Source organism: Synechococcus sp. RC10B2 (genome assembly GCF_047502635.1).
The window spans coordinates 18,384-32,087 of record NZ_JANSHO010000008.1; the positions used below are offsets into that span (position 1 = coordinate 18,384).

Here is a 13,704-nt window from a genome sequence, read left to right on the forward strand (position 1 = left end):
CTAGCCTGCTGGGGGGGAGGTGTCAAGCCGCTTGCCTGCTGGCACGACGGCGCAGGTGGGCCAGGTTTGCCACCGCGGAGGTGAGGGGCTCTCTCTAGGTTCCTGCCGTCCAGGTGTTGCCGTACTCGATCTGCTCCGGGGTAAGGCTGTCGATGGAGATCCCCATGGCTTTGAGCTTGAGGCGGGCGATGGCCTCGTCGATCTCTGCCGGAATGGGGTGCAGCCCTGGCGCCAGGCGGCCACGGTTTTTCACCAGGTACTCGCAGGCCAGGGCCTGGTTGGCAAAGCTCATGTCCATGACGCTGGCGGGATGGCCTTCGGCGGCAGCCAGGTTGATCAGCCGGCCCTCTCCCAGGACGAACACCGATTTGCCCGACTGGAGACGGTATTCTTCCACAAAGGGGCGCACCGTCTGCCGGGAAACCGTCCGCTCTTGCAGCGCCACCAGGTCGATCTCGATGTCGAAGTGGCCGGCGTTACAGACCATCGCCCCATCTTTCATACGGTCGAAGTGCTCGCCGCGGATGACGTGCTTGTTGCCGGTGACGGTGATGAACAGATCCCCCAGGGAAGCGGCCTCGGCCATGGGCATAACCCGAAAGCCGTCCATCACCGCCTCCAGGGCCCGCACCGGGTTGACCTCGGTCACGATTACCTGGGATCCCATGCCGCGGGCCCGCATCGCCACCCCCTTGGCGCACCAGCCGTAGCCGGCCACCACCACCGTTTTTCCGGCCAGAAGAATGTTGGTACAGCGCAGGATGCCGTCCAGGGTGGATTGGCCGGTGCCGTAGCGGTTGTCGAACAGGTGCTTGGTCTCGGCATCGTTGACGGTCATCACCGGGAAGCTGAGCACCCCCGCCTTAGACATGGCCCGCAGGCGCACCAGGCCGGTGGTGGTCTCTTCCGTGGTGCCGATGATCTCCGGGAGCTGCTCCTGGCGATGCTGCACCAGCTCCGCCGTCACATCGCCGCCGTCGTCGATGATCAAGTTGGGACGGTGATCCAAGGCAATTTGCACATGGCGGCGGTAGGTTTCCACATCTTCCCCCTTGATGGCAAAGACCGAGATGCCGTAGTCGGCCACCAGGCTGGCGGCCACATCGTCTTGGGTGGAGAGGGGGTTGCTGGCGATGAGGACGCTCTCCGCTCCCCCTGCCTGCAGCGCCAAGGCCAGATTGGCCGTCTCGGTGGTGACATGGCAGCAGGCCACCAGGCGCAGGCCGGCCAGGGGCTTTTCTTGGGCAAAGCGCTCCCGGATCTGGGCCAGCACCGGCATCTCCCGCGCCGCCCACTGGATCCGTTGCCTGCCCAGAGAGGCGAGGCCCAGGTCTTTAACTTCGTGCTTGGGGAGAGACAGGGTGGCGCTGGTCATCGAGAAGGCTCCAAAGAGAGTTGTCGAAAAAGGATAGAGGTTCAGCCGAGCTACACGGCCAGAGAGAGGGAGTTTCAGGCCGTTACAATGTCGGCAAGAGGGACAAACAGATGTCAACAGACCTGAACTATTCTGCCACAAGGGATCCCTTTTCGGCGCTGGGGCTGGACGTGGGCAACCGCCGCATCGGCGTGGCCGGCTCCGACGGGCTGGGGCTGCTGGCCACGGGGCTGGGGGTGATCCGGCGCCGTTCCCTGCCGGAAGATATCGCCCAAGTGCAGGCGTGGATCCGCCGCCGCCAAGCCACCGTGGTGGTGGTCGGGATCCCGCTTTTGGCGGATGGATCGGTGGGATCCCAGGCCCGCAAGGTGCAGCGGTTTGTGCGGGCGCTGCAGGCGGCCGTGGATTTGCCGGTGGTTACGGTCAACGAGTACCTGAGCACCGTACAGGCGGAGTGGGATCTGCGCCAGGCCGGGATCCCGGCTAAGGCCCAGAAAGCGCTTATCGACCAGCAGTCGGCGGCAGTGATTCTCCAAACTTGGCTGGACGAGCGGCGCTATTCCCAGAGCTCAAAAGCGCCCTGCAGATAGTCTGCCAAGGCGTAGCTCACCCCTTCCTTGCCCGGTCGCTGTTCCACCAGCGCGACATCAAAGCGACAAGCTAGTTCAGCAAGATCAGGGTGCTGGCTCAAGAAAGCTTGGGCGGCCCGGATTAGGCGCTGCTGCTTTTGGATCCCAACCGCCAAAAGCCCCTTTTGATCCCAGCCCTGGCCACTGCGGGTTTTCACTTCCACAAAAATCAACTCCCCTGCCCTAGAGGCCACCAGATCCAGCTCTCCCCAACGACAGCGCCACTGTTGCGCCAGGATCTGCCAGCCTTGCTCCTCCAGGTACTGCCGCACACAAGCTTCGCCAGCCTCGCCCATGTTTTGGAGAGAAGTTCGCTTGGGCAAGGGATCCCCAGCCTACCTAGATACAAACTCCTCGAAGGAACTATTCAGAATCGCTCCCCCCTTGGCCCTAGTGGGCAGAGCCGTTGCCGTGATATTTATCGGTGTCGTAAAAGCCGTTGCGGGTGCCGAAGTAAAAACTTGCCAAAGAGAGGGCAAAAGCAACCCCCACCAAGACTAGCTTTGCATCCACGTGGCCTTCTCCTGATTTCCTCCTGAACCGTAACCATGATAGCCTGTCTCTCCTGCATAGCCCTCTTGTGGGAAGCAGCATCAACATCGGCAAGGCAGGGATCCCAAAGGCCTACGGGCGCGAACGGAGAGCTTTCCTGGATGAGCTGAGCATGCTACCATTCAGGCTAGAAAGGGAGTAGTCAGGCGGCTTACCGCCCTCTGCATCGACATACTGGCTAAAAGCAGCCCGGTGCCAGAGACAAGGCAAGCCCATCGTCTTGCCTTGGTGACGAGACTTTCACTGAGTTCACGCGGAGGTGAGCTTGGTGAGTCCGTCTGACTTTCCCAGCCTTCGCCTCCAGGTGTGAACCGATTCTGCACACAAGAGAGGTTGGAGGCTAAACGATGTGGGCCGGTTTTGCGTCCAGTTTGTTGTTGGTCACAGTAGCTGAGTTTGGGGATAAGACCTTTTTTACCCCCCTGATTCTGGCTATGCGGCACCCACGCCGCTGGGTCTTCTTGGGAACGTGGCTGGCTTTGGCCGCGATGACCTTGCTGGCTGTGGTGGCCGGGAAAGTGCTTTTTGAGCTGCTGCCACCCCTGGGCGTGCGAGTGCTATCGGCTGGAGTTTTCGCGGCTTTTGGGCTAAGAATGCTCTGGCAAGCTTACCAAATGACTCCCCAGCAGGAGAAGGAAGAAGAGGAAGAAGCCCTCAGGCTGGTGGAGCAAGCCGAAGCAAAAGGCGCTGGCCGCGGCGGGGCTTGGGCTGTTGTGTGGGAGGCCTTTAGCCTGACCGCCTTGGCCGAGTTCGGGGACAAAACCCAGATTGCCACCGTTTCCTTGGCAGCCACCCACCCGGGATTGAGTGTCTGGGCAGGGGCCACCCTCGGCCATGGGCTGATGGTGGGGTTGGCGGTGGTGGGCGGTCGCTTCTTAGCAGCCCACATCTCTGAACGGGCCGTGCATTGGGTGGGGGGCGGCTTGTTTCTGCTGTTTGCGTTGGTAACCAGTTGGGAAAACAACTGTAGTTATTTCAAAGAGCAATGAAACAGCTCGTTGCATCAGTGGAGCCGAGCACTGGAGGAGCGTCTTAATCGGGTTTGAAACAACCATACCCGTAGGAGCTGCTCCCGCTTGGACTGCAAAATCTCCTCTCGCTTCATGGCGCGAAGGTCCGCTCTTTGTTGAGCTGGGCACATTCTGCCTTTTGGCTGCAGAACTCCCATGAAGTCGGAAAAAAAGTTCGGATTATCCAAATTCCTGTTCGATAATTCGCCATCTGGCAGTAATCACTCCTGGCTCCAGGCTGAGGCGGCTGACGACAAGTTCTAGAGCCTGGTCGTCGCGGGTTTGGGTGACCAGCTCCGCTTCAACTTTGACCAGGTCGGGTTTGTCTTCTAGGTCTTCGCTGTAGAGGGCTCGCAATTTGAGATGGGTGGGCGCTATGCCCTGCAGCAGCAGGGCGCGCAGGTGGGCTTCCGCATGGCTTTTGCAGATAAATGAACACTCATAGACCAGTTCCAGCTCCGTGCCTTTGAGGGGCTGTTGGTTGATGCGGTAGCCCAGGGGGCGCAGCAGAATGTTGGCGATCAACACGGCTCCTGCCCCAATGGTGGCTTGGGGAATGTACCCTGATCCGGCAAAAGCCCCTACGGCTGCTGCACACCAGATGGTGGCAGCGGTGTTCAAGCCGCGCACGCTGGCCCCCTCTTTGAGGATCACGCCCCCGGCCAAAAAGCCGATCCCCGACACCACCTGGGCGGCAATGCGAGTTGGACTGCTTTCATCAGGGGTGAGCACTGAGAGCATGACAAACAAGGCTGCGCCAGTGGCCACCAAGGTGTTGGTGCGCAGGCCGGCCATGCGCTGCCGCCACTGGCGCTCCAGCCCGATAAGGGATCCCAAGATAAAGGCAACCGTTAGGCGGAAGGTGAAGTCAATCCAGGTCATAGGGCATGCTCCAGTTGCCGTGGAGGAGTGAGGGCTAGCCGGCCACATCTGGGATCCCCAGGGCTTTGGCCTCCTGTTCCAGAGCCTGCCAGAGGGTTTCCAGTTGAGCAAAGGCCACTTCTGGGGCCAGCTTACCACCCGTTTCTAAAGCGCAGGTTATGCTGACTCGATGGGCGTAGCGCTGCAGCAGCAACCGGAACTGAGCTGTGGTGGAAGGAGCTTTCAAAGTCATGGCACACCTCCTGAACGAATAATCGGATTCAATCTGAATCCAGCTCCCCCAGGCCGGGGGTAGCCTGGGAGCCAAAGTTGGACTGCAAGGCGAAGAGAGCAGCCTCAGAACTCGACTTCAACGCCGACCAGCCAAGCTACCAAGGTGAAATACACCCAGAGGCCGGTGAAGTCTTTAATGGTGGTGATAAAAGGATCCGCTCCCGGAGCGTGGTCAAAGCCCAGCTTTAACATCACCCAGGGCAAAATGGCGCCCAAGATAGCCCCCAAAGTGAGGACAATGGCCAGAGCCAAGCCCACCGCTAGACCCAATTGTGGGATCCCATTCGGTGCCCCCTGCCAGAAGTAGGCAATCACCCCAGCCGTGGCCCCCAGGATCGCACCGATAATGCCACCAATGCTGGCTTCCCGCAGCAAATAGGGGAGAAACTGCCGCACGTTGATGTGGCCCCAAGCCAAGCCACGGGCAAAGATGGTCGTAGATTGGGTACCGACATTGCCGCCCATATCCATGACCAAGGGGATGAAAATAGCCGCTGCCGTTACTGCTTGCAACACTTCCTCAAAGGTTTGGATCACTCCCCCCACCAACATGCCGCCGATCAGGGTGATGATCAAGAAAGTGATGCGCAAACGGACGGCATACCAACGGGAGCCTTTAACCAGGCGCTCGCTCCAAACCTTGTCTCGGCTGAGCAAGTTGCCCACCCCTGCTTGGGCCAAAGCCGCATCGGTGGCCTCCTCTTCCACCAAGTTGATGACATCTTCAAAGGTGATATCTCCCACCAAGCGTCCTTCACTGTCGACCACCGGAATGGCCGGCAAGCCGGAATCTTTGAGCAAACGAGCTGCCTGGAGATCCCGGTCGGTAACCCGCGCCACAGTATCAACCCCTTCAATCAGCTCCCGAATCGGTAGGTCGGGATCCGCCTTCACCAGCCGCACGGTGCGCACCAGACCTTTGTAGAACCGCTGGTCATCGACCACAAAGATCACATCCAGCTCGTCATCCCCCAGTTGGGAGTCGCGCACACTGGCCAAAGCTGCCCCGACGGTGAGGGTATCGCGCACCGCCAAGTAGCGCAGGTTCATCAGCCGACCGGCACTGCGCTCCGGGTAGTTCAGCAGGATATTCACAGCTTCGCGGGCTTCTGGGCTGAGGTTGGCGATCAGCCGCTTGGTAACTTTGGCCGGCAGCTCCTCAAACAGGCGCACCCGCTCGTCTGGGGGTAATGCTTCCACCAGCCGGATCACCTCTGGGTTTTCCATGCTGCGGATGAGATCGGCCTGTTCTTCAGGCCGCAAATACTCAAATACCGCCATGGCCTTGTCTTTTTCCAGCAACCGAAAAGCCAGTACCCGCTGCCGCGGAGAAATCTCCATCAACTGCTGCACCAGCTCGGCAATAGGGGCGCGGTTGGCCGCTCGCTTGGCGGCTTCCAAGGAAGCAGGGGTTAGGAGATCGCGAAGAATGTTGTGCCGCATGATAAACCTCCGAACGTTGGGGTCAGCCGGGATGAAGAGAACCAGGAGGTCAACAGCCAACCGGTGCTCCAAGGCTCACAGGGAAGCCCTGAAACCCTTGGATGGCCGCGCAGCAAGCCGTAGGTCTAGCGCCAGGCCTCCAAGCCCAGCTTGGATCGCAAGCGCCCAAGCCGATAAAAGGGACTCCAAGGGATCCCCAGGCCTGCGGAAACCCCAAAACCCACAACGGGAAAGTCAAGGGGAATCCCCTCGGAATTACTCCTGATCTCCCCTTTTCTGAACAGGGCTGTACAAACCCATTGCTCAGGTAAGGCTCTGCTCAGCTCATCTGTTCGTCGCCGACTGAGAGAGCCACCCAAGTCAAAAGCTAGCCGGGAAAACTCTCCCACCCCTTCGCGTTGGCGAAACGGGATCCTCTCAAGCGACGACAGAAGCTGTCAGCGGGGAAAAGGAAGACACCAGTAAGAGCCCAGTCTTCAAGAACGTGCTCCTCGAAGACCATCCACTGGTGGCTGGCGCTACAACTACCGGAAGCGTCCATGCTGTTGAACGTTTTCCTCCAAAAAGGTTAAGCGAAACAACCCGGACAGCCAGAAGAGGATCTCTTCAGCCCTTTTTAGGCTAGTTGCAGGAAGGGGATCCCGTCAACCTTTTTCTGGCATATTCGGTGAACGATCAGCGGAGCAGATGGGGAGTTAAGATCGGGGTAAGCGAACAAGAGAGCACAACCTCTTCCGGGTTCTGCTCGCAGCCTGACTGAGTAGAGTCCCCATCCTGGCAGCTTGTGACCTTGGGAAAACGCTGCCCTATGCTGCCTGTGTTTTTAAGAGGCTCACCCCAATGAGCTGCGCGGAGTGGATCAGCTCTTTCCAGCCTCTACAGGTGCCGCTGCCCATGAGCCTATGGCCACCCTTCCCCTGGTTTCTGTGATCTTGGGTACGCGGCCCGCAGCCATCGAGCTGGCTCCGGTGATCCAGGCCCTGCGGGCCAGTCCCCACCTGCACACAAAAGGATAGCTTGGTAGCCCCGCACTTGAGTGCAGGGCGGAAAAGCCCGCTAGCCACTTTAGTCGCTTACCCATGATGGGGGTCGTTGATATAGTTTCATAGCTCAAACAACCTCTTCCTGACTTCTCCCACCAAGACCTCTTTCCTTACTCTTTGGCCAAAAAATAAGATAAACAACCGCTAGCCCCACACCATGGTTGTAGTGATTGTACCGTTGACTTTCCTCTCGCACTATCGCTTGCCCATGTCAGACTGCGGTTGTCATGCCGCTTGCCAACAATGATGGAGTACGGCTGTCAGCAGGTTCGAGTCAGGAACAGGGAGCTAGTCCCCCTATTAGAGTACTTGTGTCAACAGTCTAATAAGGTGTACAACTGTGCTTTGTACTATGCGAGACAAGTCTATTTCAAAACGAAGCGATGGGCAAGCTATGGTGAGCTTTGTGCTGAGATGGCCAGAACCCAAAACAAGCACTTTATCGCAATGTATGTTTCCGCCGCACAACAGACGTGTAAGTCTGTAGCTGAGGCACTCAGTAGCTCTAAGAAAAAGCTGAGGCTCTCCTGGCAAGAAGGAATGAGTTTAAGACCAAACCTGCCGCGCTACCGTAAGAAGGGGATGTTCTCAGTAGCATACCCGAAAAAGTGGCTTAAGTTCCAAGAAGCAAAAGTCAGAGTGCCGCTCGGCAACCAGGTCAAAGCTTGGTTTGGAATAGACGCTTTCTGGATACGATTTCCTACCAATACCAATCCCCTCAACTGCCAACCTCGACCGGAGAGATACCTATGTCTACCCAGTTGACGCCGCGGTTTGCCGAGGCCATGCGCTACGCCTACCGCTGGCATGCCGCTCAAACCCGCAAGGGAACAAGGATCCCCTACCTCAGCCACCTGCTGGCGGTGGCGTCCATCGCCCTGGAGCATGGCGCCGACGAAGATGAGGCCATTGCTGCCCTCCTCCACGACAGCCTGGAGGATGGCCCCCGCTACAGCGGCGAGCCGCGGGCTCAGATTGAACGGGAGCTGCGGGAGCACTTCGGAGAACGGGTGCTGCAGATCGTCCTGGGATGCACGGACACCGACAGCGATAGCTCCCTGGGCGAGCCCAAAGAAGACTGGAAAGAGCGCAAAGTGGCCTATCTCAAGCACTTGGAAACCGCAGATGCCTCGGTTTTGCTGGTGGCCGCCTCCGACAAGCTGCACAACGTCCGCTGCATCCTACGCGACTTTCGCCAACTGGGGGATCAGCTCTGGGAGCGCTTCTCCGGCGGCAAAGAGGGATCCCTGTGGTACTACCGGTCGCTGGCGGAGATCCTGGGGCGACGGCTGCCTTCTAGGCTGGCAGTGGAGTTCCAAGAGCTGGTGGTCGAGTTGCAACGGGCAGCCGGGTCGGGGCCGGCAACAGCTTGACAGAGACGACCAGGGCTGAAGAAAATGCTGAGGGCAGCTTTCTCTCTTGCACTCTTCAGGTCACCTGTCTATGGTTCTCGCTGTTGGCACCGTTGCTCCAGGGTTCAACACGACCGACACCCACGGCAACCAAGTTTCTCTGGCTGATTTTACCGGGAAAACCGTTGTCCTCTACTTTTACCCTAAAGACGACACCCCTGGCTGCACCAAAGAGGCCTGCGGCTTCCGCGACGCCTACGCTGATTATCAAAGCAAAAACGTGGTGGTGTTGGGGGTGAGCATGGACGACCAGGCCTCTCACCAAAAGTTTGCCGAGAAGTACAACTTGCCTTTCCCTCTGCTGGTGGATACCAGTGGGGTGATCGCCCGCGCCTACGATGTGGATGGAGGCGGCTACGCCAAGCGGGTGACCTACGTCATCGACGCCGAGGGCAAAATTGCCAAGGTCTATCAGAACATCAACACCGAAACCCACGCCCGCGATATTTTGGCCGACTTGGGTTTGTAAAATCTCTTCGGTTCCTCTCTGAGATCCCAGCCCTTGCGCATGAACGACGACATTCCGGTTGCGCGTCGCCAGCCATCTGGTGCGGAAAAAGCGCAAGGTTCCTCAGCTTCGTGGGGCCTGTGGCTGGGCGTAGGGCTGGCCATAGTTGGCTTGCTGCTCTGGATGGCGTGGTGGCTGGAGAGATTGGCGGGATCCCCAGCAGATTCCCCAGTCCTCGAAAAAGCCGGTCAGCCCCCTCTGGCGCAGCCAACTGAGCAGAATGAGCGGGTCTCGCTGCTGGGGCACTATGCCTATTCCGAGGCCCCCGCAGATAGCCTACGGGTGGTGGGCAGCTACCACGGTCGAGAGGTGCGCCTGCGCCAGGCGGCTGCCGAGAGCTACCTGCGCATGAGTGAAGCAGCCCAAGCCGACGGGATCCGCCTTGTCCCTATCTCTGGGTTTCGCTCGATAGCGGAGCAGGAGTTTTTGTTTTTTCAACTGGCCCAATCGCGAGCCTTGCGACCGGAAGAACGGGCTGCGCTCAGCGCTCCCCCCGGCTACAGCGAGCACCACACCGGCTACGCCATTGATATTGGCGATGCCCAGTTTCCTCAGTGGGACACTCAAGAAGCCTTTGAGACCACCCCTGCCTTCCGGTGGCTGGAGAGAAATGCCGCCCGTTTTGGCTTTGAGCTGTCTTTCCCCAGAAACAATCCGCAGGGGGTGAACTACGAACCTTGGCACTGGCGCTTTGTGGGCGACCGCCACAGCCTGGAGACCTTCTACAAGCGCTAACACCTCCCCTCTCCCCTTGGGAGAGGAGACGGGGGTGAGGGATCGAAAAGCGGATGACGCGATTCGAACGCGCGACCGTCTCGTTGGCAACGAGAAGCTCTACCACTGAGCTACATCCGCATCGGACATCTATCATGGCAAGTTTTGCGGTCGTTTGTCAAGCCAGGGATCCCTGGCGCATTTTGTTCCAGAATGAGAGAAGTTTATCTTTCTTTGCAGTTGCCTCAGCCTTTGGCTGAGCTCATTTGAGGGGATCACGATGCGGGTAGCCATTATCGGGGCCGGGTTGGCCGGCTTGGTCACAGGGGTGGATTTGGTGGAAGCGGGGCACCAGGTGCAGATCTACGAGGCGCGGCCCTTTGTGGGCGGCAAGGTGGGCTCCTGGCAGGATGCCGAGGGCAACCACATCGAGATGGGGCTGCACGTTTTTTTCTGCAACTACAGCAACCTGTTTGCCCTGATGAAGAAGGTGGGGGCCTACGAGAACCTGCTGCCCAAGCAACACACCCACACCTTTGTCAACCGCGGGGGGCAGGTGGCCAGCCTCGATTTTCGCTTCCCGCTAGGGGCGCCCTTCAACGGCCTCAAGGCTTTTTTTGCCACCGAGCAGCTCTCTTGGGCCGATAAGCTGCGCAACGCCCTGGCGCTGGGCACCAGCCCTCTGATTCGCGGCCTGCTGGACTACGAGGGGGCGATGCGGCAGATTCGCGCTTTGGATCGGATGAGCTTTGCCGAGTGGTTCCGCCGCCACGGGGGATCCGAGGCCAGCCTGAAGCGGATGTGGAACCCGATTGCCTATGCCCTGGGCTTCATCGATACGGAGCAGATTTCCGCCCGCTGCATGCTGACCATTTTTCAGATGTTTGCCAGCAAAACCGATGCCTCCAAGCTCAACCTCCTCAAGGGATCCCCGGACAACTACCTCACCCAGCCCATCGTCCGCTACCTGCAAGCCCGCGGCGGCCAGGTTTACACCCGCAGAGGGGTCAGCCGCATTGAAGTCAGCGACTCTCCTCCCTACGCAGTAACCGGTCTGGTCTTGGCCAATGGCGAGCGGGTGGAAGCGGATGTGTACGTGTGTGCAACAGCCGTGGAAGGGGCGAAACGGCTGATCCCCCAGGTGTGGCGGCAGTGGCCCCAGTTCGACAACCTCTACAAGCTGGAATCCGTACCCGTGGCAACGGTGCAATTGCGCTTCGACGGCTGGGTGACGGAGCTGAAGGGCCGGGCCAAACGCGCCGCTGACCACCCGCAGCCAGTTGGCATCGACAACCTCCTCTACACCCCCGATGCCGATTTCTCCTGCTTTGCCGATCTGGCTCTCACCAGCCCCGCCGACTACTACAAACCCGGCCAGGGATCCCTGCTGCAGTGTGTGCTCACGCCGGGGGATCCCTTCATCTCCATGTCCAACGAACAAATTGCCCGGCACGTGCTGCGCCAAGTGCACGAGCTGTTTCCTTCGTCGCGGCAACTGAACATGACCTGGTACAGCGTCGTCAAGCTGGCCCACTCCCTCTACCGAGAAGCGCCAGGCATGGATCCCTATCGCCCGCACCAGAAGACCCCCGTGCCCAACTTCTTCTTTGCCGGCAGCTACACCGCCCAAGACTATATCGACAGCATGGAAGGGGCTACCCTCTCCGGCCACCTGGCCGCCCAGGCCATCCTGGCCGCCTGCCGGGATCCCCAGACGTCGGGGCAGTCGGTGAAGATTGCAGCAGGTAGAGCACCGTAAAAACGCCAATGCCCGCTAGGGGAGGTTGGAGGCGATCCCTTGCGGCCCCTTTCTCTTCACCGGCCTATGGCAGGGACACGCCAAGCGCGGCAGGCGGTTTTAGCGGGGCGGAACCGGCTGCCCGTTTGCCCCCCATCTGCACCTGAGCGGCCATCTCCCCCTCAGCGAATTGACTCTGGCGGGCCGAGCTCTTTTTCCTTACTATGCGGGGAAGAAGTAGGGTTGGGGATAGCTATGCAGGCGGTGATTTTGGCAGGGGGGCAAGGAACTCGCTTACGGCCGCTGACCTTGTGGCAACCGAAGCCTCTGCTGCCGTTGCTAGAGGTGCCTTTTTTACACTGGCTGATCGGGCGCTGCCGCCGGGCCGGCCTGACGGACATTTTGCTCAGCGTGGGGTATCTGGGCAGACAGATCGAGGCGGCTCTGGGAGATGGCACTGCTTGGGGGGTAAAGCTCCGCTACGTCGTCGAGGAGACGCCGCTAGATACAGCGGGAGCTTTGGTGCTGGCCCAACCCTACTTCAGCGGGGATCCCTTAGTGGTCTTCAATGCCGATATCCTCACCGATCTGGATTTATTAGATTTGATACACTGCCACCTGCAGAGCGGGGCCGTCGCCACCCTCACCCTCGCCCAGGTGGAGGACGTCACCGCCTACGGCCTGGTGGAGGTAGGGGAAGGGGGCCGGATCCAATCCTTTCGGGAAAAGCCCACTGCTGCCGAAGCCCTCACCACCAACACCATCAACGCTGGTACCTATGTCCTCGATCCGGCTATTTTCAAAGACTACCCCAGCGGGGATCCCCTCAGCTTCGAGCGGCGTATCTTCCCCGACTTGCTGCGGCAGGGGCGACGGCTGCAAGCCTACCTGCACACTGGCTACTGGCGGGATCTGGGCACGCCGGCCAGCTACTACCACGGCCAACTGGACATTCTCCTGAGCCGGATGAGGGATTTCCCTCTCGAGGATGTGGAAGAACGGGCGCCAGGGGTATGGGTTCACAAGACCGCCGAGATCCACCCTGACGTTCAATTGCACGCGCCCTGCTACATCGGCGCTTACACGCGCTTGGGCTCCCAAGCTCAAGTCCCCGCCGGCACCATCCTCGGCAGCTACAGTTGGGTCAATGGATCCCTGCAGCCGGGGGCCTATGGGCCGGGCCTCCTGGTAGTCTAGGTTAAAGGCCAGTTAAGCGCCCAAGCCTCCACAACAGAGCCGGCCAAAGATGGAGCTACCGCAAAGCGGGGAACGCTGGGATCCCTATCTTGCCGCCGTAGCCGCCCGCTTCAACCGGGAGCTGGAGGTGCAGTTGGGTCGGGCCAGTTGGCAGCTTCCCCCCGACCTGGAACAGTTGCCCTTTTGGCAAGCCCAAAAGCGGGATCACCTCCAGGAACGCCTGGGGATCCCCTTTTGGCAATTGCGCGCCCCCAAAAAGCGGGAAGCCTGCTTGGATCTGGGCTGTGGAGTGAGTTTCCTGACCTATCCCTGGAACGATTGGCAGGCCTACTTTTACGGCCATGAGCTGAGCGGGGGGATCGTGCGCTTTGTGCGCTCGCGGGCACCGCAGCTTAACTCCAAGCTGTTCAAGTCGATGCAGCAGGGATCCGCCCATCACCTGGAAAACTACGGGCCAGAGCAGTTCGATCTGGCCATTGCTACAGGATTTTTGTACTACTACCCGATAGACTACTTTGACGCGGTTTGGGCAGAACTGAGGCGGGTGTTGCGTCCGGCTGCGCCAGTGATTATCGAAGTGGTCAATCCTGAGTCGGTGTGGGCCGAACAGTGGGGGTTGATTGAGCTCTTCAAAGGCAGCGAGCCGATTCTCACGCCCCTACAGGAGTGGGAGCGGCGCATCGCCGACTTGGGGGGCAAAATCCAGAAACAGGCCAGTGGCGAGCTATTTACCACCTATTGGATTCAGCGCAAGCAGTGACCTCCTCTCCCTTTGAAGAGGGGGGCTTTCCCCTTCCACGAGGTAGCTTGCCCGGAGGATTGGCTTTCCAAAGTCGGTGCTCTCTCCCCCACCCTTATAAGATGGGAAAACTCCTACAGCCTGTTAAGGGCTCAAGGGGTACAATAGCAGCACTTAGCAAACCAACTT

At 59.5% G+C, this 13,704-nt stretch carries 14 protein-coding genes, 1 tRNA gene and 1 pseudogene; 8 read left to right on the top strand and 8 right to left on the bottom strand.

What is annotated here, in order from left to right:
* Positions 1-94: 94 nt before the first annotated feature.
* Positions 95-1,375: an adenosylhomocysteinase gene (gene ahcY, locus NW855_RS01390; protein WP_011429603.1), complete on the bottom strand. Its 1,281-nt coding sequence runs from the start codon at positions 1,373-1,375 to the stop codon at positions 95-97.
* Between the two features lie 110 nt (positions 1,376-1,485).
* Here ahcY and ruvX point away from each other — a divergent pair, with 110 nt between their 5' ends.
* Positions 1,486-1,965 carry a Holliday junction resolvase RuvX gene (ruvX, locus tag NW855_RS01395; RefSeq protein ID WP_011429602.1) on the top strand — a complete coding sequence of 160 codons (480 nt, stop codon included), beginning with the start codon at positions 1,486-1,488 and terminating at the stop codon, positions 1,963-1,965.
* Here ruvX and NW855_RS01400 read toward each other — a convergent pair.
* Both NW855_RS01400 and NW855_RS01405 read right to left on the bottom strand, forming a co-directional pair.
* Entirely contained in the window at positions 1,932-2,300 is a 369-nt protein-coding gene (locus tag NW855_RS01400) for a YraN family protein (protein WP_049749715.1), read from the bottom strand. The genes ruvX and NW855_RS01400 overlap by 34 nt on opposite strands.
* Before the next feature lie 94 nt (positions 2,301-2,394).
* Positions 2,395-2,517, bottom strand: a complete 123-nt coding sequence (locus NW855_RS01405) for a hypothetical protein (RefSeq protein WP_041438124.1) — start codon at positions 2,515-2,517, stop codon at positions 2,395-2,397.
* A gap of 416 nt (positions 2,518-2,933) precedes the next feature.
* On the opposite strand from NW855_RS01405, the gene NW855_RS01410 reads away from it, so the two are divergent.
* Positions 2,934-3,545, top strand: coding sequence for a TMEM165/GDT1 family protein (locus NW855_RS01410; RefSeq protein ID WP_414508271.1), 612 nt, complete (start codon positions 2,934-2,936; stop codon positions 3,543-3,545).
* Positions 3,546-3,746: 201 nt separating this feature from the next.
* On the opposite strand, the gene NW855_RS01415 is transcribed toward NW855_RS01410, so the two are convergent.
* The 4 genes and pseudogenes from NW855_RS01415 to NW855_RS01430 all read right to left on the bottom strand — a co-directional run.
* Positions 3,747-4,448: an MgtC/SapB family protein gene (locus NW855_RS01415; RefSeq protein ID WP_011429571.1), complete on the bottom strand. Its 702-nt coding sequence runs from the start codon at positions 4,446-4,448 to the stop codon at positions 3,747-3,749.
* 34 nt (positions 4,449-4,482) lie between these two features.
* Positions 4,483-4,680: a hypothetical protein gene (locus tag NW855_RS01420; RefSeq protein ID WP_099812376.1), complete on the bottom strand. Its 198-nt coding sequence runs from the start codon at positions 4,678-4,680 to the stop codon at positions 4,483-4,485.
* Between the two features lie 104 nt (positions 4,681-4,784).
* A complete protein-coding gene (mgtE, locus tag NW855_RS01425; RefSeq protein ID WP_414508272.1) occupies positions 4,785-6,164 on the bottom strand; it encodes a magnesium transporter in 1,380 nt (459 codons plus the stop codon).
* A gap of 1,106 nt (positions 6,165-7,270) precedes the next feature.
* Positions 7,271-7,403, bottom strand: a pseudogene (locus NW855_RS01430) (IS200/IS605 family transposase); the annotation flags it as partial.
* Positions 7,404-7,956: 553 nt separating this feature from the next.
* Between NW855_RS01430 and NW855_RS01435 the strand changes: the two are divergent.
* The 3 genes from NW855_RS01435 (at position 7,957) to NW855_RS01445 (ending at position 9,862) form a co-directional block, all read left to right on the top strand.
* Positions 7,957-8,580, top strand: a complete 624-nt coding sequence (locus tag NW855_RS01435) for an HD domain-containing protein (protein ID WP_011429568.1) — start codon at positions 7,957-7,959, stop codon at positions 8,578-8,580.
* A gap of 70 nt (positions 8,581-8,650) precedes the next feature.
* Positions 8,651-9,088, top strand: coding sequence for a peroxiredoxin (locus NW855_RS01440; protein WP_011429567.1), 438 nt, complete (start codon positions 8,651-8,653; stop codon positions 9,086-9,088).
* A 39-nt stretch (positions 9,089-9,127) separates the two neighbouring features.
* The gene (locus NW855_RS01445) at positions 9,128-9,862 is read left to right on the top strand and encodes a D-alanyl-D-alanine carboxypeptidase family protein (RefSeq protein ID WP_414389884.1); all 735 of its coding nucleotides are present in this window, start codon (positions 9,128-9,130) and stop codon (positions 9,860-9,862) included.
* A 48-nt stretch (positions 9,863-9,910) separates the two neighbouring features.
* On the opposite strand, the gene NW855_RS01450 is transcribed toward NW855_RS01445, so the two are convergent.
* Positions 9,911-9,982 (bottom strand) — tRNA-Gly (locus NW855_RS01450).
* 139 nt (positions 9,983-10,121) lie between these two features.
* On the opposite strand from NW855_RS01450, the gene zds reads away from it, so the two are divergent.
* From zds to NW855_RS01465, 3 genes are all read left to right on the top strand, one after another.
* Positions 10,122-11,600 (top strand): 9,9'-di-cis-zeta-carotene desaturase, encoded by a 1,479-nt coding sequence (gene zds, locus NW855_RS01455; RefSeq protein WP_414402317.1) that lies wholly within the window; start codon positions 10,122-10,124, stop codon positions 11,598-11,600.
* Positions 11,601-11,834: 234 nt separating this feature from the next.
* Positions 11,835-12,776 (top strand): sugar phosphate nucleotidyltransferase, encoded by a 942-nt coding sequence (locus NW855_RS01460; RefSeq protein WP_414508273.1) that lies wholly within the window; start codon positions 11,835-11,837, stop codon positions 12,774-12,776.
* 49 nt (positions 12,777-12,825) lie between these two features.
* Entirely contained in the window at positions 12,826-13,536 is a 711-nt protein-coding gene (locus NW855_RS01465; RefSeq protein WP_011429562.1) for a class I SAM-dependent methyltransferase, read from the top strand.
* The last annotated feature ends 168 nt before the right edge of the window (positions 13,537-13,704 follow it).